16 protein-coding genes and 1 tRNA gene are annotated in these 18,908 nt (G+C 69.5%); 15 read left to right on the plus strand and 2 right to left on the minus strand.

The window, feature by feature from the left end:
• The first annotated feature begins 150 nt into the window (after window positions 1-150).
• The 5 genes from AC1MEY_RS26130 to AC1MEY_RS26150 all read left to right on the plus strand — a co-directional run bounded on the left by AC1MEY_RS26130 (window position 151) and on the right by AC1MEY_RS26150 (window position 6,320).
• Window positions 151-582: an MmpS family transport accessory protein gene (locus AC1MEY_RS26130; RefSeq protein WP_480228245.1), complete on the plus strand. Its 432-nt coding sequence runs from the start codon at window positions 151-153 to the stop codon at window positions 580-582.
• Window positions 579-3,485, plus strand: a complete 2,907-nt coding sequence (locus tag AC1MEY_RS26135; RefSeq protein WP_480228246.1) for an MMPL/RND family transporter — start codon at window positions 579-581, stop codon at window positions 3,483-3,485. Before AC1MEY_RS26130 ends, AC1MEY_RS26135 begins: the two co-directional genes overlap by 4 nt.
• An 11-nt stretch (window positions 3,486-3,496) precedes the next feature.
• A complete protein-coding gene (locus AC1MEY_RS26140; RefSeq protein WP_480228247.1) occupies window positions 3,497-3,964 on the plus strand; it encodes a DUF5078 domain-containing protein in 468 nt (155 codons plus the stop codon).
• 74 nt (window positions 3,965-4,038) lie between these two features.
• Window positions 4,039-4,911, plus strand: coding sequence for a glycoside hydrolase family 16 protein (locus AC1MEY_RS26145; protein ID WP_480228248.1), 873 nt, complete (start codon window positions 4,039-4,041; stop codon window positions 4,909-4,911).
• A 206-nt stretch (window positions 4,912-5,117) separates the two neighbouring features.
• A complete protein-coding gene (locus AC1MEY_RS26150) occupies window positions 5,118-6,320 on the plus strand; it encodes a hypothetical protein (protein WP_480228249.1) in 1,203 nt (400 codons plus the stop codon).
• Window positions 6,321-6,564: 244 nt separating this feature from the next.
• On the opposite strand, the gene AC1MEY_RS26155 is transcribed toward AC1MEY_RS26150, so the two are convergent.
• Window positions 6,565-6,638, minus strand: a tRNA-Gly gene (locus AC1MEY_RS26155).
• A gap of 86 nt (window positions 6,639-6,724) precedes the next feature.
• On the opposite strand from AC1MEY_RS26155, the gene AC1MEY_RS26160 reads away from it, so the two are divergent.
• From AC1MEY_RS26160 to rfbA, 10 genes are all read left to right on the plus strand, one after another.
• Window positions 6,725-7,495 carry a DUF2127 domain-containing protein gene (locus tag AC1MEY_RS26160; RefSeq protein WP_480228250.1) on the plus strand — a complete coding sequence of 257 codons (771 nt, stop codon included), beginning with the start codon at window positions 6,725-6,727 and terminating at the stop codon, window positions 7,493-7,495.
• 81 nt (window positions 7,496-7,576) lie between these two features.
• Window positions 7,577-9,085 carry a sugar transferase gene (locus AC1MEY_RS26165; protein WP_480228251.1) on the plus strand — a complete coding sequence of 503 codons (1,509 nt, stop codon included), beginning with the start codon at window positions 7,577-7,579 and terminating at the stop codon, window positions 9,083-9,085.
• Between the two features lie 18 nt (window positions 9,086-9,103).
• Window positions 9,104-9,673, plus strand: a complete 570-nt coding sequence (dcd, locus tag AC1MEY_RS26170; RefSeq protein WP_480228252.1) for a dCTP deaminase — start codon at window positions 9,104-9,106, stop codon at window positions 9,671-9,673.
• A 48-nt stretch (window positions 9,674-9,721) separates the two neighbouring features.
• Entirely contained in the window at window positions 9,722-11,038 is a 1,317-nt protein-coding gene (locus tag AC1MEY_RS26175) for an ammonium transporter (protein WP_480228253.1), read from the plus strand.
• A gap of 192 nt (window positions 11,039-11,230) precedes the next feature.
• Window positions 11,231-12,892 (plus strand): DUF7159 family protein, encoded by a 1,662-nt coding sequence (locus AC1MEY_RS26180; protein ID WP_480228254.1) that lies wholly within the window; start codon window positions 11,231-11,233, stop codon window positions 12,890-12,892.
• A 102-nt stretch (window positions 12,893-12,994) separates the two neighbouring features.
• The gene (locus AC1MEY_RS26185; protein WP_480228255.1) at window positions 12,995-14,335 is read left to right on the plus strand and encodes a UDP-glucose dehydrogenase family protein; all 1,341 of its coding nucleotides are present in this window, start codon (window positions 12,995-12,997) and stop codon (window positions 14,333-14,335) included.
• Between the two features lie 10 nt (window positions 14,336-14,345).
• Window positions 14,346-14,672, plus strand: a complete 327-nt coding sequence (locus AC1MEY_RS26190) for a DUF1330 domain-containing protein (RefSeq protein ID WP_480228256.1) — start codon at window positions 14,346-14,348, stop codon at window positions 14,670-14,672.
• Window positions 14,669-15,988 (plus strand): cytochrome P450, encoded by a 1,320-nt coding sequence (locus AC1MEY_RS26195; protein ID WP_480228257.1) that lies wholly within the window; start codon window positions 14,669-14,671, stop codon window positions 15,986-15,988. Before AC1MEY_RS26190 ends, AC1MEY_RS26195 begins: the two co-directional genes overlap by 4 nt.
• A gap of 1 nt (window position 15,989) precedes the next feature.
• A complete protein-coding gene (locus AC1MEY_RS26200) occupies window positions 15,990-16,751 on the plus strand; it encodes a maleylpyruvate isomerase family mycothiol-dependent enzyme (protein WP_480228258.1) in 762 nt (253 codons plus the stop codon).
• A gap of 10 nt (window positions 16,752-16,761) precedes the next feature.
• Complete coding sequence (gene rfbA / locus AC1MEY_RS26205) at window positions 16,762-17,625, plus strand: glucose-1-phosphate thymidylyltransferase RfbA (protein WP_480228259.1); 864 nt, start codon at window positions 16,762-16,764, stop codon at window positions 17,623-17,625.
• On the opposite strand, the gene AC1MEY_RS26210 is transcribed toward rfbA, so the two are convergent.
• A complete protein-coding gene (locus tag AC1MEY_RS26210) occupies window positions 17,579-18,844 on the minus strand; it encodes a YibE/F family protein (protein WP_480228260.1) in 1,266 nt (421 codons plus the stop codon). The two genes, rfbA and AC1MEY_RS26210, sit on opposite strands and share 47 nt — an antisense overlap.
• Between the last annotated feature and the right edge of the window lie 64 nt (window positions 18,845-18,908).

Raw genomic sequence — 18,908 nt, forward strand, 5'->3', positions numbered from 1 at the left:
ACGTGCAGGCGAAGCGCCTGCTGCTGCGGTTGCAACTCCACGAACGGTACCGTACGGTTTCGTTCGGTTCAGTGTTTGGGACCAATTGATCGTGATGCGGATGGCCGCATGCGACGGACGTCGAAAGGCTTCACCCGTGGGCGGTTTTCGATGATCGGCGTCATGAAGCGGCACTGGACGGTACTGGTCGCGGTCATCGTCATCGCGCTCGTCGTCTTCAGCATCGACCGACTGCAGGGGATCTTCGGGTCCACCGACGAGACGTCCCGGCCGGCCGCCGACTCGCTGGAGAACACCGGCTACAACCCCAAGCGGGTCCTGTTCGAGGTGATGGGCAGTCCCGGTGCGACGGCGACCATCAACTTCCTGGACGAGAACGCCCAGCCGCAGCGCGTCGACGACGTCCCACTGCCGTGGTCGCACAATCTGGTCACCGACGACCCGACGCTCTTCGCGGACCTGCGCGCCCAGGGTGACTCGGCGCCGATCACCTGCCGGATCACGGTCAACGGCATCGTCAAGGACGAAAGGTCCACCAGCAACGTGAACGGTTACATCGCCTGCCTGGACAAGTCGGCATGAGCGGGCATCGCGAGGATTCGTCGGTGCACTCCCGGCCGGCACGCCTCATTCACGCACTCGCACTGCCGATCCTGCTGGTGTGGATCGCCATCGCCGTCCTCAGCAACATCGTCGCCCCGCAGTTGGAGACGGTGGGCGAGGCGCGCTCGGTCGCCATGAATGCGGCCGATTCGCCGTCGATCATGGCGATGCGGCACATCGGCCAGAAGTTCGAGGAGTTCGACTCCGACAGCGCCGCGATGGTCGTCCTCGAGGGCGACAACCCGCTGGGCCAGGACGCGCACGACTTCTATGACGTCCTCGTCAAGAAGTTCAACGAGGACACCACCCACGTCGAGCACGTCCAGGACTTCTGGGGAGACCCGCTGACGGCGGGCGGTTCGCAGAGCAAGGACGGCAAGGCCGCCCTCGTCCAGGTGTATCTGCGTGGCAACCAGGGCGAGGCGCTGTCCAACGAGTCCGTCGACAGCATCCGCGACATCGTGGCGGAGACCCCGGCTCCGCCAGGGGTCAAGGCCTACGTGACGGGTGCGGCGCCGACGATCACCGACAACTTCGAGGTGGGCAACGAGGGCACCCACATGGTCACCGCCATCACGTTCGCGGTGATCGCGTTGATGTTGCTGATCGTCTACCGCTCCTTCGTCACCATGTTCATCATGCTGCTGGTGGTGGCCGTCGAGCTGATGGCCGCCCGCGGCGTCGTCGCGGTCCTGGGCCACCAGGAGATCATCGGCCTCTCGACGTACGCCACGAATCTCCTGACGCTGCTGGCGATTGCAGCGGGTACCGACTACGCGATCTTCCTGGTGGGCCGCTACCAGGAGGCCCGCAACCGCGGTCTCGAACGCGACGAGTCCTACTACGACATGTTCCGGGGGACCGTCCACGTCATCGTCGGCTCCGGTCTGACCATCGTCGGCGCGGTCGCCTGCCTCTACTTCACCCGACTGCCGTACTTCCAGACACTGGGCGTGCCGGCGGCCATCGGCGTGCTGGTGACACTGATCGCCGCGTTGACGCTCGGTCCCGCGGTCGTGGTGCTCTGCAGCAAGGTCGGACTGCTCGAGCCCAAGCGCAAGGTGCGTGCCACCGGGTGGCGGCGCGTCGGCACCGCCATCGTGCGGTGGCCCGGTCCGATCCTCGTCGTGTCGCTGGCCATTGCGGCGATCGGCGTCATCGCGCTGCCGGGCGCCAAGATCAGCTACGACGGCCGTCCCTACCTGCCCGACACCGCGCCGTCGAACGTCGGATACACCGCCGCGGAGCGGCACTTCTCGGAGGCCCGGCTGAACCCGGAGCTGCTCATGATCGAGTCGGATCGCGACATGCGCAATCCGTCGGACATGTTGATCCTGGAGCGCGTCGCCAAGGCGGTGCTGCACACCCCGGGAATCGCGCTGGTGCAGTCGATCACGCGGCCGCTCGGCACGCCGATCACGCACAGCTCGATCCCGTTCCAGATCAGCGCGCAGAGTGCGGGTCAGATCATGAACCTGAGCTACCAGGAGGACAGGGCCCGCGACATCCTGAGCCAGGTCGATCAGACCAGCAGGTCCATCAACATCCTCGAACAGCAGCTGAAGCTGCAGCAGGCCAGCGCGGATGCGACCGACGAGCAGGTCCAGGCGTTCCACGACACCGTGAAGACGATCAACGAGGTGCGTGACAACCTCGCCAACTTCGACGACTTCTTCCGGCCGCTGCGCAACTACTTCTACTGGGAACCGCACTGCTACGACATCCCGTCGTGCGCGGCGCTGCGGTCGGTGTTCGACTCGCTCGACGGCATCTCCCAGCTCAGCGACCAGTTCGGCAAGATCACGGCCAGCCTGGACAAGCTGAATGCCCTGCAGCCGCAACTGGTCTCGTTGATCCCGCCGCAGATCGACGTGCAGAAGGCCAACCGGGATCTGCTGCAGTCGAACTACGCCACCACCGGTGGCACCAACACGCAGAGCCAGGAGGCGCTGGAGAACGCGACCGCGCTGGGCAAGGCGTTCGACGATGCGAAGAACGACGACTCCTTCTACCTGCCGCCCGAGGCGTTCGACAACGCGGACTTCAAGCGCGGCCTCAAGCTGTTCATGTCGCCGGACGGCAAGGCCGCCCGCATGACGATCACGCACGAGGGCAATCCCGCGACGCCCGAGGGCATCTCGCACATCGACGCGCTACGCGACTCGGCGTTCGACGCGATCAAGGCGACGCCGCTGTCCGACGCGAAGATCTACGTGGCGGGTACGGCATCGACGTACAAGGACATCCAGGAGGGGTCGACCTACGACCTGATGATCGCGGCGTTGGCGGCCATCGCGCTGATCCTGCTGATCATGATCTTCATCACCCGCAGCTTCGTCGCCGCGGTGGTGATCGTCGGCACCGTCGTCCTGTCGCTGGGCGCCTCGCTGGGACTCTCGGTCCTGGTGTGGCAGTACATCTTCGGCATCGAGCTGTTCTGGATCGTGCCGGCGCTGGCGATCATCCTCCTGCTGGCGGTGGGCGCCGACTACAACCTGTTGCTGATATCCCGGTTCAAGGAGGAGATCGGCGCGGGCCTGAACACCGGCATCATCCGGGCCATGGGTGGCACCGGCGCCGTCGTCACCGCGGCCGGCCTGGTGTTCGCCGCCACCATGGCGTCGTTCGTCTTCAGTGACCTCGTCGTGCTCGGGCAGATCGGTACGACGATCGCCATGGGCCTGGTGTTCGACACCCTGATCGTGCGGTCGTTCATGACGCCGTCGATCGCGGCGATGCTGGGCCGCTGGTTCTGGTGGCCGCTGAACATCCGCCCGCGTCCGGCCAGCCGGATGCTGCAGCCCTACGGTTCGCGTGCCAACGTGCGCCGGCTGCTCGAACCCGAACCCGCCGTCGCCGACGGCCCGGATTCCGACCGATGAAGGGGACCGCCATGAACGGGATCACGAAGCTGGTGCAGGGCGCCCTCGTCGCGAGTGCGCTGGCGACCGCGGGCATCTGGGGGACGGGGACGGCGGCCGCCGACTCCACCGACGACTTCCCGATCCCGCACCGCATCATCATCACGACGTGCGACACCGAGCAGTACCTGCAGGCGGCGCGCGACACCAGCCCGGTGTACTTCGAGCGCTACATGATCGACAAGAGCAACCGGCCCGCCGACGTGCAGCAGATGGCCGAGGATCGCATCCACTGGTTCTTCTCGCTGAGTCCGGTCGCCCGCCGCCAGTACTCGGAGGACACCGCCACCAACGTGTACTACGAGCAGGTCGCGACGCGCTGGGGCAACTGGGCGAAGGTGTTCTTCAACAACAAGGGCGTGGTCGCGAAGGCCACCGACGTCTGCATGAACTACCCGGCCGGCGACATGTCGGTGTGGGACTGGCCCGTCGCGCGGTGACCCACCTGCGCGACACCGGAGCCGGGGACTCGCAGAATCACGCCCTCTCCGTTTACGGTTTGTAGGTGCCGAGTATGGATCGCCGTAGCGCGATGTTGATGTTGGGGTTCGGGGTGGCCGCCGCCGCGCTGCCGCTCGCCAAGGCTGGTGCCGAACCGGTGATCGGTGACGCGCCGCCAGGGCCGCCCCCCGGACCGGGTGCGCCGGTTCCCGCCGCGAATCCGACGCCGGCGTTCCTGTTCGCCGACGAGTTCAACGGACCGGCCGGCTCGCCGCCGGATCCGGGTGCCTGGTTCATCGTGCCGGCGCGCGAGACGATCCGGAACCCCGTCGAGTGGGACAAGCCCTACAACATGGGCCGCTACGTCACCGACCAGGAGCACGTCTTCCAGGACGGCAAGGGCAACCTGGTCATCCGCGCCACCCGCGGTGAGGGCGCCAACATCCAGGAGAAGTACGCGGGCGCGAAGATCGTCGGCAACTGGCGCGGCGGCGTCGGGACCACGTGGGAAGCCCGCATCAAGCTCAACTGCCTGACCGCAGGCGCCTGGCCGGCCTTCTGGCTGCTGAACGACGATCCGGTGCGCGGCGGCGAGGTCGACCTCGTCGAGTGGTACGGCAACGGGGACTGGCCGTCGGGCACGACCGTCCACGCGCGTCTGGACGGCACGCAGTTCGAGACCGACAAGCATCCGGTCGACGGCGCCTGGCACACCTGGCGGATGACGTGGAAGCCCGAGGCCATGTACTTCTGGAAGGACTACCAGCCCGGCGCGGAGCCATTCTTCACCGTGGCCGCGAGTTCGCTGCCGGAGTGGCCGTTCAACGACCCCGGTTACACGATGGCGCCGATCTTCAACATTGCCGTCGGTGGGTCCGGCGGGCGGGAACCAGCCGGGGGCGACTACCCCGCTGAGATGCTGGTCGACTGGATCCGGGTCTTCTGACGGCCGTCGTCGTCGGGACTGCTGAAGAGCCCGATTTCCGATAGCTGGTAGCAAACTTCGCGTATGCGAATTCGTTATTTGCTGTAGGCCTCGAATTTCCGTGCGCAAGGGGTTAGATTGCACGAGCAGCAAACCCCCGTCCGCACTGCACTAGGAATTTCATGCTTACGACCAAATATCTTTTGGCCAGTGCTGGCATCGGCGCCGTGGGAGCGGCCGCATTGCTGGCGGCCCAGTACACGTCGTCGGTTGCAACCCCGGAATCCATCACGGCACGCGACGTCCGGCTCGCGGCTCAGCCGCTGGCCCTGAGCCAGATGTTCCCGTGGGCGGCGGGGCCGAGCACCGGCGCCGCCACCGTGTCCGCGCTCGTCGGTCCCACCGCGGCCGCGGCGTCCGGCGCGCTCGCCACCGTCAACCAGTTCGGACCGGTCGGCTTCAACCTCGACTCGCTGCGATCGATCGGCATCCAGCAGTCGGTGCCCGGCACCAACAACACGCTCGGCAACGTCACCAGCGTCGATCAATGGCTGCTGGGCGTCACCGGGTTGGCGAGCAGCACCGGTGCGATCGGCTTCACGCAGGGTGCCGCGCAGTACGACCCGTTCATGGCCAACCACGCCGGCTTCCTGCAGACCAACAACGTGTTCGGTCCGGCGGTCTTCGACCTGAACGTCCTGAAGGCGATCGGCTTCTTCCAGGCCCCCACCGGATCGCTGCTCGCGAGCGGCTACCCGGACAACGTCAGCGCCGTCGACATCGGCCGCTGGCGGGCCGGAATCCCCGGCGTCATCATGAACACCGGCACCACCGGGTTCGTCGACTACGCCGACATGGGTCCCGGCCCGATTCAGGCCAGCGCGTCCGGCGGACTGCAGACGGCGCTGCAGATCGGCTCCGGCCCGGCGTTCGGCATCAATGTCTTGCCGCGCATCGGCGCCGGGATCATGCCGTACGGCGTCTCGTTCACCATGGCGCCCGACCTGACCGCCGCCGACACCCCGTTCGCGCCGGCCACCCCGCCGCCTCCCGGTGTGATCGCGCCGCCGCTGTTCAACCCGCCGCAGCTGCCGGCACCCGCGCCGGCGCCCGCACCTGCGCCGCGGATCGCCGCCGCGACGGTGGCGGAGCCCGAGGCCGACTCCGTGGTCGAGACCTCCCGCGTCTCGCAGGCCAAGCCGAAGCCGGTGATCCCCGGGGTCAACGGCGCGCCGCTGTCCACCCCGCCGAAGACCGGTTCGACCGGTGCCTCCGGCGGTTCCGCCTTCGACCCGTTCACGCCGCTGAAGCCGCTGACGGACGCCATCAAGGGCGGGTTCGGATCCATCACGGGCGCGAAGCCCGCTGCTCCCGCGTCGACCGGTGGCGAGGGTGACGGTGCCGGCGGTGGGACGAGCAGCGGCGAGTAGCCGCTCGGCGTCGAGACTGCGCATAGGGTCGTGATTCCCGCGCGAGCACGACCCTCCGCGCGGTCTCAGCCATCTCGCCCCCGAGCGCACGCTTGTTTACGCGAATCGCGAGTAGCGGCGGCAACAACCGTGCGCTCGGCGACGGTCACCGAGAGAGCCGGCTGCACGCCGCGACACAGCGAGGAATTTTCGGGACCGGCGTGGCATGTGCGGGTGTTCTGACGGGCTCCCGCTGGTCGATACGTGGAGCCGATGACGGGAATCGAACCCGCGTATTCAGCTTGGGAAGCTGATGTTCTGCCATTGAACTACATCGGCACGGGACGTCCGTGGCGCTCCATCCTGGCAGTGAGCATACAGTCGCCCGGTCGGGCGCTGCTGTCGCGTCGGGAAGGACGAACACGATGTCGACACCTCGCAACACCCGGCGCTGGGAACTGCTCGTCTGCGCGTTCGCGGGCCACGCCACGTTCGCCCCCGACGACCCCGCGCTCTCGGACAGGCTGCACGCCACGACCGGCGTCGGCGCGGCGTGGCGGTGCCTGCGGTGCGGCGACTTCGCGCTCGGGCCGGCGCTCACGACGGGCCCGACGAGCGCGGCGCCGGAGATCCTGCGCGGCAAGGCGCTGCGGCAGGTGGTGATCGTCCGGGTGCTGGCGGTCGAGCGCCTCATCCGCGCACTGCTGCTCGCACTGGCCGCGTGGGGCGTGTGGACGTTCCGCGACGAGCAACTGTCCCTGCAGGCCGTCTTCGACCGCGACCTGCCACTGCTGCGCCAGTCCGGCTTCCGTGTCGACGAGATGAGCCTCGTCCACACCGTCGAAAAGGCGCTGGCCGCAACACCTTCGACGCTCGCGCTGCTGGTCGCGGCGCTCGGCGCTTATGCCGTCCTCGAGCTGATCGAGGCTGTCGGGCTGTGGCTGCTCAAGCGGTGGGGAGAGTACTTCGCCGTCGTCGCCACCTCGGTGTTCCTGCCGCTGGAGATCTACGACCTGAGCAACGGCATCACGCTAACCCGCGTCCTCACCTTCGCCGTCAACGTCGCCGCCGTCGTCTATCTACTGGTGTCGAAGCGACTGTTCGGCCTCCGTGGCGGGCGCGCGGCCTACGACGCCGAACGGCGCGGGGAGCAACTCCTCGACCTCGAGCGCGCCGCCGCGGGACAGCCGACATGACGGTTTCCTCCGTTCCGCTGCCGCGCGGCGCTCGACGCCGCACCATTGCGTCGGCAAGTAGTTCGACGAAATGGATGACGCGTGTCCCTCGAGACGTCCGGCGACCCCGACGCCGGCCCTCCCCACACCAGGCGGCGCACCCGCACCTTCCGCTCCCCACGCGAGCAGTGGCAGGCCGAGTACCTCCGCCACGTGTGGACGAGCGACGCGCTGGTCGTCTGCGCCGCCTTCGCGCTCGCCGACGGCGTCCGCTTCGGACTCTTCGGCGGGGCCCGAGAACTGGCCTGGGCTCAGCTGCCGGGCATCGACTACGCACTCGTCGGCGCCGTCCTCGCCGCCCTGTGGCTGGGCCTGCTCGCGATCCTCGACAGCCGGTCCCGCCGCATCCTCGGTCAGGGCACCGAGGAGTACCGCCGCGTCGTCTCGTCGGCGCTGGTGCTGTTCAGCGTCATCGCGTTCCTGTCGTTGGCGCTCAACATCGACCCGGCCAACGGATACATCGCCCTCGCACTGCCTTTCGGGTTGCTCGGGCTGCTGGCGAACCGCCGCCTGTGGCGCACCGTCGCCGCCCGCAAGCGGGCCAGGGGGCTGTATCAGACGGCGCTGCTGGTGGTGGGCCGCGAGGCCACCGCCGTCGACATCGCCAGCAAGTTCGTCACCGACCGGCGCCTGGGGTACGACGTCGTCGGACTGTGCACGCCGCCGGCACACGGGGACGCAACGCTCGTCGAGGACCGCCGCGTGCCGCACGTCGGCGACGACCACTCCGTCATCGACGCGGTGAAGCTCAGCGGTGCCGACACCGTCGCGCTCTCGCCCACCGACCACCTGACACCGCAGGCCATCCGACGGCTCATCTGGGATCTCGAGTCGCTGGGCATCGACCTGATCGTCGCGGCCGGGCTGATGGACGTCGCGGCAGAACGCATCCGGAGCCAACCCGTCGCCGGCATGGCCATGCTCCTCATCGACGAACCGCAGTACGACAGCGCCAACTCGTGGGGCAAGCGGATGTTCGACGTCGCCTTCGCCTCGGCCGCGCTGCTGGCCGCCTCGCCCGTGCTGCTGATCGCCGGGATCCTCGTCAAGACCACCAGCCGCGGACCGGTCTTCTACACCGCGGAGCGAGTTGGCCTGGGCGGCAGGACGTTTCCGATGCTCAAGTTCCGCAGCATGGTCGTGGGCGCCGACGCCCAGCTGGCCGGCATGCTCGCCGCCGCAGACCACGACGGTCTGTACTTCAAGGCCAAGGACGACCCGCGCGTGACCCGCGTCGGACGCGTCCTGCGCAAGTTCAGCATCGACGAGCTGCCGCAGTTCGTGAACGTGCTGACCGGCGACATGAGCGTGGTCGGGCCGCGCCCGCAGTCGCCGCACGAGGTCACCACCTACGACGACCTGGTCCGGCGCCGCCTCATGGTCCGCCCGGGGCTGACCGGGCTGTGGCAGGTGAGCGGCCGGTCCAACCTGTCGGCCGACGACGCGACCCGATTCGACCTCTCCTACGTCGAGAACTGGTCGATGGCCCAGGACCTGATCATCATCGGCCGGACCGTCCTGGTGGTGCTGCGCGGCCACGGCGCGTACTGACCCGGTTAGGCTCACCGCGTGCTGCTCTCAGACCGCGACATCCGCGCCGAGATCACCGCCGGGCGTCTGGGGCTGGACCCGTTCGACGACGGCATGGTCCAGCCGTCCAGCGTCGACGTCCGGCTCGACAACCTCTTCCGGGTCTTCAACAACACCCGGTACACCCACATCGACCCGTCGCTGCGCCAGGACGACCTGACCACGCTGGTCGAACCCAAGGAGGACGAGCCGTTCGTCCTGCACCCGGGCGAGTTCGTGCTGGGGTCGACCCTCGAGCGGTGTTCGCTGCCCGACGACCTCGCCGGACGGCTGGAGGGCAAGTCGTCGCTGGGCCGCCTCGGGCTGCTGACGCACTCGACCGCGGGGTTCATCGATCCCGGCTTCAGCGGGCACATCACCCTCGAGCTGTCGAACGTCGCGAACCTGCCGATCACGCTGTGGCCGGGCATGAAGATCGGTCAGCTGTGCCTGCTGCGGCTCAGCAGCCCGGCCGAGCACCCCTACGGCAGCTCCGCCGCCGGCTCGAAGTATCAGGGCCAGCGGGGACCGACGCCGTCGAAGTCGTATCTGAACTTCGTCAAGTCCTGACACCGCTCGGCGGTCGGCGCGACCCCGCCGCCGTGTGAGAATCGCCGGATGCAAGAACTCGACCCCGCCGCCACCGCTTGGTTGCTGGCCGCCACCGCGATGGTCCTGCTGATGACGCCCGGCCTGGCGATCTTCTACGGCGGCATGGTCCGCACCACCGGCGTGCTCAACATGATCATGATGAGCTTCATCTCGATCCCGCTCGTCACCGTGGCGTGGCTGCTGTTCGGCTACACGCTGGCCTTCACCGGGGACGGCGCGACCGGACTGATCGGCACGCTCGAGCACGTCGGGCTCGCCGGCATCACTCCTGACACCCTGCACGGATCGGTGCCCGAGCTGTTGTTCGCGACGTTCCAGCTGACGTTCGCGATCATCACCGCCGCCCTGATCAGCGGTGCCATCGCCGATCGCGCGAAGTTCGCCGCATGGGTGGTGTTCGTGCCGGTGTGGACCGTCGCCGTCTACGCGGTGGTCGCGCACTGGGTGTGGGCGCCGGGTGGCTGGCTGTTCCGGCTCGGCGCGCTGGACTACGCGGGCGGTCTGGTCGTCGAGATCGTCTCGGGCGCATCCGCATTGGCGCTGGCACTGGTCCTCGGGCCGCGCATCGGCTTCAAGACCGATGCGATGCGCCCGCACAACCTGCCCTTCGTCCTGCTCGGCGTGGGCCTGCTGTGGTTCGGCTGGTTCGGGTTCAACGCCGGCTCGGCGCTCGCCGCCAACGGCACCGCCGCCGCGATCTTCCTCAACACGCTCGTCGCCGGCTGCCTCGGCATGCTCGGCTGGCTCACCGTCGAGCAGGTCCGCGACGGCCGGCCCACCACGTTCGGCGCCGCCTCCGGCGTGGTCGCGGGACTCGTCGCGATCACCCCGTCGTGCGGGACGGTCAACACGCTCGGCGCCGTCGTCGTCGGCCTCCTCGCGGGCGTGGTCTGCTCGTTCGCGATCGGCCTGAAGTTCCGGTTCGGCTACGACGACTCGCTCGACGTGGTCGGCGTCCACTTCGTCGGCGGCGTGGTGGGCGTGCTGCTCATCGGCTTCCTCGCCACCGAGGTGATGACGGGCGGTCCCGAGGGCCTGCTGTACGGCGGCGGGTTCGGCCAGCTCGGCAAGCAGGCGCTCGGCGTCGTGGTCGTCGCGCTCTACGCGTTCGGCGTCTCGTACGTCATCGGCAAGGTCATCGACCGGGTGATCGGCTTCCGCGTCAGCGCGGAGGACGAGACGACGGGCGTCGACTTCACCCAGCACGCGGAGACCGCGTACGCCGAGGGCGTGCACGGACACACCGCGTCGCGCAGGCCCGGACCGTTCGGCGATCTGGGCGCGCCCCGCCCGCCCCGCACCGAGCGCGCCGACGAGAACTGACCCCGGCACCGCGGCGGCGGCCCGAGTAGGGTCGATCGGGAGCCGTCGGCACGTGTCCGCGGATGCGGTCAGCTAACCGTGCGTCATGTAACGACGGCGCTGGTGATGGCGATGAAACATCGAGTCGACGACGTGTGTTGTATCTGTCAGTAGCGGCGGCTTGGCAACATAGCAAACTTTTTGGAGGGGTTCGTGGATATCGTACTGGGTGTGTCCCTGACACCTAAGACGGTCCGCATGGTGCTGGTCGAAGGTGAGAAGGGCGACGGCGCGATCGTCGACCACGACACCTTCGAGGTGGCCGGCGGTGACGGTTCAGCAACCTCGACCGCGACGGATCAGCTGGTGTCCGCGGTGCTGGGGACCCAGGAGAGCGCCACCGAGGGCGGCCACGTCCTCAAGGCCATCGGCGTCACCTGGAACGACCGCACCGAGGCCGCGGCGCTGCGCGACGGCCTCGCCGCCCGCGGCGTCACCGACGTCATGCTGGTGTCCGAACTGCACGCCGCAGGTGCGCTCGCCCAGGCCGCGGGCGGCGCGGTCGGCTACGACAGCACCGGCCTGCTCTTCATCGACCGCGACACCGCCACCCTGTCCGTGGTGCGCAGCGACGACGGTTCGATCGTCAAGGTCCTGAGCCGCAGCCTGCACAGCACCGACGCCCTCGCCGTGCTGGCCGACATGGTCGCCGCCGTCGAGGCGCAGAACGCGCCGCCGCAGGGCATGTTCGTCGTCGGTGCCGGCGTCGACATCGCCGCGGTGAAGGCGCACCTCGCCGACCTCGTCACGATCCCGGTCAACGCGCCCGACGAGTCGGGTCTCGCGCTCGCCCGCGGTGCGGCGCTGGCCGCGGCCAACGCGCCGGTCTACGACGCCACCACCGCCGGCCTGGCCTACTCGCTCGATCCCGACGGCGCGACGGCGGGCAGCGTCAACCTGGCCGGCGCCGCGACGCAGATGCGGCCCATCGGCGCGGTCGCCCCGGCCGTGGCGCCCGCCGCCGCCTACGAGGCGTACTCCGACGTCGACCCCTTCGACGACGACGACGCGTTCGACGACCGTCCCGCGGAGGAGGGACGCAAGCCGTTCCTGCTCGTCGGAAGTGCGCTGACGTCGGTCTTCGTGCTGGGCGTGGTGGCCCTGGTCATCTCGCTGGCCGTCAGCATCCGGCCCACCGCCGACACGCGTCCCGATCCGGGCCAGGCCGCGATCGCGCCGAGCGTCGCGCTGCCCGCCGCACCGCCGGTTCAGGAGGCCGCGCCGCCCGCGGCCCCCGCGCCGCCGCCCGAGACCATCAAGGCGCCGATCCCCGTCGTACAGGAGGCGCCCGCCGCGCCGCCGCGCACGGTGTACGTCGAACCGCCGCAGGCGGCGCCCGCACCTCCGCCCGCCGCACCGGCGCCGGTGGTCCCCCAGGCACCCGCTCCGGCGCCGCCCGTCGTCGCGCCGGTGGTCCCGCCCGTGGTCCTGCCGCCCGTCTGGCAGCCGCCGATGTGGCAGCCGCCCGTCCAGCGGCAGCCGCAGTGGCAACCCCCGTGGCAGCAGCAGTGGCCGCAGCGTCCGTCGCGCGACGATGACGACTGGCCGCAGCAGCGTCCGCCGTGGCAGCCCCCGCAGCAGCAGGAGCCGCAGTCCCCGTGGCAGCCGCCATGGCAGCCGCAGAAGCCCCAGCAGCAGGAACCGCAGCAGCAGTTCCCGTGGCCGTCGCAGGGCAACTCCGGTTCGGGCAACTCCGGGTCGGGTGGCCGCGGTGACTCCGGCGGCCGTGGCGGCTCCGGTGGTGGGCAGGGTGGACCCGGTGGCGGTGCTCCCGCGGCACCGGGCTCGAACTGCTTCCTGATCTTCTGCTCGTAGAAATCGCTGGTCGAGACGTCGTCGACCGCTCGTCACCCAACGTTGGCCTGCTGCTCGGTGTCGCGTAGTGGTTAGCTCATCGCAAACCGGTAACCAAGCGGTATGCGATGCACAGTGTTCGGTACGGGATACCTCGGCGCGACCCACGCGGCCGGCATGGCCGAACTCGGCCACGAGGTGATCGGCGTCGACGTCGACCCGGGCAAGATCGCGAAGCTCTCGTCGGGTGACATCCCGTTCTACGAGCCGGGTCTGCGGAAGGTGCTGCGCGACAATCTCGAAGCGGGACGGTTGCGCTTCACCACCGACTACGAGGAAGCGGTCGACTTCGCCGACGTGCACTTCCTCGGCGTCGGTACGCCGCAGAAGAAGGGCGAGTACGGCGCCGACCTCTGCCATGTGAACGCGGTGATCGACGACCTGGTGCCGCGGTTGCGTCGCTCCGCGGTGGTCGTGGGGAAGTCGACGGTGCCGGTGGGCACCGCGGCCGATCTGGTGGCCCGGGCGCGGGCGATCGCCCCCGACGGCGTCGACGTCGAGATCGCCTGGAATCCCGAGTTCCTCCGCGAGGGCTTCGCCGTGCACGACACCCTGCACCCCGACCGCATCGTGCTGGGCGTCCAGCGCGACTCGGTGCGCGCCGAGGCGGCGATCCGCGAGATGTACGCGCCGCTGCTCGCCGACGAGGTGCCGTTCCTGGTGACCGACCTGCAGACCGCCGAACTGGTCAAGGTGTCGGCGAATGCGTTCCTGGCCACCAAGATCTCGTTCATCAACGCGATCTCCGAGGTGTGCGAGGCCGCCGACGCCGACGTGACCCTGCTCGCCGACGCGCTGGGGTACGACCCGCGCATCGGGCGGCGATTTCTCAACGCGGGCCTCGGATTCGGCGGCGGCTGCCTACCGAAGGACATCCGCGCCTTCATGGCCCGCGCCGGCGAACTGGGCGCCAACCACGCCCTGACGTTCCTGCGCGAGGTCGACAGCATCAACATGCGCCGGCGCGTCCGCATGGTCGAGCTGGCCACCCAGGCCTGCGGCGGCTCGCTGCTCGGCGCCAACGTCGCGGTCCTGGGGGCGGCGTTCAAGCCGGAGTCTGACGACGTCCGCGACTCGCCTGCGCTGAACGTGGCCGGTCTGCTGCAGCTCAACGGCGCGGGTGTCAACGTGTACGACCCCAAGGCCATGGAGAACTCGCAGCGGATGTTCCCGACGCTGAACTACTCCACCTCCGTCGTCGAGGCGTGCGACCGCGCCGACGCGGTGCTGGTGCTCACCGAGTGGCAGGAGTTCGTCGACCTCGATCCACACGAGCTGGCCGCGACGGTGCGAGCGAAGGTGATCGTCGACGGCCGCAACTGCCTCGACGTCGACAGGTGGCAGGCCGCGGGCTGGCGGGTGCACGCGCTCGGCCGGCGGATCCCGGAGTCCGCCGCGTCGTAACGTGGGCCGGGTGACGGTCTACGCACTGAACCTGTTCGACGTCGCCGACCGCGACGAATACCTGGCCTACTCGAAGCGCTCGGTCGCGGAGGTGGCCCGCTACGGCGGCCGGGTGGTGGCGCTGGGCAAGTTCGCCGACACCGTGGCCGGCGAGGTCGCCCCGAGGCAGGTGCTGATCCTGGTCGAGTGGCCGGACCGGGCGGCCTTCGACGGCTACTGCGACGACCCCGATCTGGCCGATCTGCACGCCCACCGCGAGAACGGCACCTCGTCGTACGTGTGGCAGCTGTTCGATCGCTTGGACGACCTGCGGCCCGTGCTTAAGCTCGAGTCATGACCTTGCGACAGCGCGTGCACTGGTTCGCCCTGCACGGTGTGATCCGCGGCCTGGCGTCCTACGGCGCGCGGCACGGCGAACCGCAGGGCCGGCTGATCGCCGATCCCGCGGTACGGGCCGATCCCGGCGCGTTCGCCGACGAGCTGCGGGAACGCGGCAGGCTGGTCCGCGGCCGCGCGGCCTGGTTGACCTCCGACCACGCGATCGCCCATCAGCTGCTGCGGTCCGACGACTTCTCGGTGACGGCGATCGGCAGGAACCTGCCCGGCCCGCTGGGCTGGCTGGAGCAGCGCACGGGCGTCAAAGGACGGCTGCACCCGCTGCTGCCGCCGTCGCTGCTGTCGGTCGAGCCGCCCGAGCACACCCGCTACCGCAAGACCGTGTCGTCCGTGTTCACCACCAGAGCCGTTGCCGCGCTTCGAGATCGAGTGCAGCTGGCGGCGACGGCGCTGATCGACGACCTCGACGCCCACTCCGGCGAGACCGTCGACATCGTCGAGCACTACTGCTCGCAGCTGCCGGTCACGGTGATCGGCGACATCATCGGCGTGCCCGACCGGGACCGTCCGAAGATCCTCGAGTTCGGCGAACTCGCCGCGCCGAGCCTCGACATCGGCCTGGCGTGGCCGCAGTACCTGCGCGTGGAGAAGGGCCTCGACGGCTTCAATTCCTGGCTGACCGACCACATCCGGCACCTCCGCACGTCGCCCGGCGACGACCTGATGAGCCAGCTCATCGAGGCCAGCGACGAGGGCACCCGCCTCAACGACGAGGAGCTGCTCGCCACGGCCGGTCTGGTGCTCGCCGCCGGATTCGAGACGACGGTGAACCTGCTGGGCAACGGCATTCGCATCCTGCTCGAGCATCCCGACCAGCTCGCGATGCTGCTCGACGAGCCCGACCTCTGGCCGGGCGCCGTCGAGGAGATCCTGCGGCTCGAGTCGCCGGTACAGCTGTCGGCGCGCATCGCCCGCGTCGACACGGAGCTGGACGGGCAGACGGTCAAGGCCGGCGAGCTGGTCATCCTCTACCTGGCGGGCGCCAACCGCGATCCGGAGGTGTTCGCCGACCCGCACCGCTTCGACATCACCCGCGAGAACGCGGGACGGCACCTGTCGTTCTCCGGTGGCAGGCACTTCTGCCTGGGTGCCGCGCTGGCCCGCGCCGAGGGCGAGGTCGGTCTGCGCACGTTCTTCGAGCGGCATCCGCATGCGACGCTGACCGGTGGCGGCAGCCGTCGCGACACCCGCGTGCTCCGCGGCTGGGCGACCTTGCCGATCACCCTTGGCCAGACCCGTCCGGCGGTACGTTCCTAGGGTGGATTTTCGAGCAGCCCTGATCGACGAGACCCGAGCCTTCGGCGACGTCGTCCGCACGGTCGACCCGACGACGTGGGACCAGGTCCAGATCCCCACGTGTCCCGGGTGGAGCCTGCTCCAGCTGCTCAAGCACGTGGGACGGGGTGAGCGGTGGACCGCCCAGATCGTCGGGGAGCGCCGGCTCGAGGCGCTCGACCCGCGCGAGGTCCGCGAGGGGAAGCCGCCCGCGGATCCCGACGAGGCGATCGCCTGGCTCAACGCGGGCGCCCAGCAGATCATCGACGCGATCGACCGCGTCGGTAGTGATGCCCGGGTGTGGACGTTCCACGGCGCCAAGCCGGCGGGCTGGTGGGTCCGGAGGCGGTTGCACGAGGTGACCGTGCACCGCGCCGACGCCGATCTGGCGCTCGGCCGGGACTTCGAGCTGTCACCCGAACTGGCCGCCGACGCGGTCACCGAGTGGATCGATCTGGCCACCACCCAGGTGGACCGCCACGCGCCGCCGCTGCAGCGCGGGCTGACGCTGCACCTGCACGCCACCGACGACGACCTCGGTCCGACGGGGGAGTGGACCATCGTGCACGACGAGGACGGCGTGACCTGGTCCCACGACCACACGAAGGGCGAGGTGGCCGTCCGCGGCCGGGCCGTCGACCTGATGCTGGCCATCACGCGTCGGCGCAGCACCGTCGAGGCCGGCATCGAGGTGTTCGGGGATTCGGCGGTATGGGACCAGTGGTTGACCCGCACTCCGTTCTAGGCTTCTCCCCATGAGGGGAATCATCCTGGCCGGGGGCTCGGGAACACGGCTGTATCCGATCACGATGGGCGTCAGCAAGCAGCTGGTGCCCGTCTACGACAAACCGATGATCTACTACCCGCTGTCCACGCTGATGATGGCGGGCATCCGGGACATCCAGATCATCACCACCGCGGCCGATGCGCCGGGGTTCCACCGCGTGCTCGGCGACGGCAGCGAGTTCGGCGTCGACATCAGCTACGCGATCCAGGACCAGCCGAACGGGCTGGCACAGGCGTTCGTGATCGGCGCCGACCACATCGGGAACGACTCGGTGGCGCTGGTGCTGGGCGACAACATCTTCTACGGCCCCGGCCTGGGCACCAGCCTGAGCCGGTTCCACGAGGTCAAGGGCGGCGCCATCTTCGCGTACTGGGTGGCGAACCCGTCCGCGTACGGCGTCGTGGACTTCGACGCGGACGGCGTCGCGTTGTCGCTGGAGGAGAAGCCGGCGGCACCCAAGTCGAACTACGCGGTGCCTGGGCTGTACTTCTACGACAACGACGTCATCGAGATCGCCAAGGCGCTGGAACCCTCGGCGCGTGGCGAGTACGAGATCACCGAGGTGAATCAGCGCTATCTGGAGCAGGGCCGGCTCACGGTGGAGGTGCTGGCGCGCGGCACCGCGTGGCTGGACACGGGGACGTTCGACTCGCTGCTCGACGCCAGCGACTACGTGCGGACCATCGAGCGCAGGCAGGGCCTCAAGATCGGCGTGCCGGAGGAGATCGCCTGGCGCGTCGGGTTCATCGACGACGACCAGTTGGCCGAGCGGGCCGGCCGCCTGGTCAAGTCGGGCTACGGGGCGTATCTGCTGGGGCTGCTGGGCCGCTGACCGCCTGCGGCGTCGCCAGGATCGCGGCGATGCCGGTGGTGAGGGGCACCGACAGCGCGAGCGCGATGCCGCCGACCGCGGAGCGGGCGATCTCGATGGCGACGCTCTCGCTGGTGAGCACGTCGCCCAGCGACCGGTTCGCCACGCTGAACAGCAGGAGCAGTGGCAGCGCGCTGCCCGCGTAGGCCAGCACCAGCGTGTAGACGGTGCTGGCGATGTGGTCGCGGCCGACGCGCATCGCGCCGACGAACACCGCGGTGCGCGACACGCCGTGCTCGGCCAGCTCGAAGGCCGTCGACGCCTGGGTCACCGTGACGTCGTTGAGCACGCCGAGCGAGCCGATGATGAACCCGGCCAGCAGCAGCCCGGTGATCGACACGTTGCCGAGGTAGGCGGCCACCTCGTTGTTCTGGTCCTCGGACAGGCCGGTGAGGTGCGCGAGTTCGATTGCACCCCAGGACAACCCCGCGGCCAGCAGCAGCGACGCCAACGTGCCCAGCAGCGCGGCGCTGGTGCGGAGGCTGACGCCGTGCGCCAGGTAGATGACCGCGTACAGGATCGCCGACGACGCGACGAGGGACACCGGGATGGTGGGTGCGCCGTCGCGTAGCGCGGGCAGCAGGAAGACCACCAGCACCAGGAAGGCGACGACGATGCCGATCATCGCGCGCAGCCCGCGCCACCGGGCCACCGCGACGACGACGATCGCGAAGACGGCCGCCAGTGCCACCAGCGCCCAGGACCGTTCGAAGTCGTAGAAGGCGTAGGTGGTGAGGCCGTTCTGGTCGACCTGCCTGCTGAGCCGCACGTCGTCGTCCGCGGCGAGTTGCGGCTGGCCGGGGCCGCCGCTGAACTCGAGCAGCGTCTTCGCGCCGGTGTTGGGGCCCGAGTCGATCGTGATGAGCGACTGGATGCACTCGCCGCCACCCGACGGCGCCATCGTGGGGGCGCTGGTCAGCACCGCACCCGCCGACGGGCTGCCGCAGTCGGCGACGCCGGTGGACAGCACGCGACCCGCCTCGGTGGTCACGGCGCCGCCGGCCGCGTTCTGGAAGGGCAGCGGGATGTCGACCTTCTGCTGGCTCGGCCACAGCATCGCGGCCCCCACGATCGAGGCCAGCCCGATGACGATGAGCAGGCCGACGACGATCTTGGCGGCCATCGGGCCCAGGGGTGCCGGGCCACTCAGCGAGTGCGAATGTGAATGCGAGTGGGCCACCCGGACAGGGTAGAGGTGGTCGCCAACGGGCTGCAGGCCCCGCGGGCTACGCGGGGCCGAGGCC

Source organism: Mycobacterium sp. PTI7 (assembly GCF_056679845.1).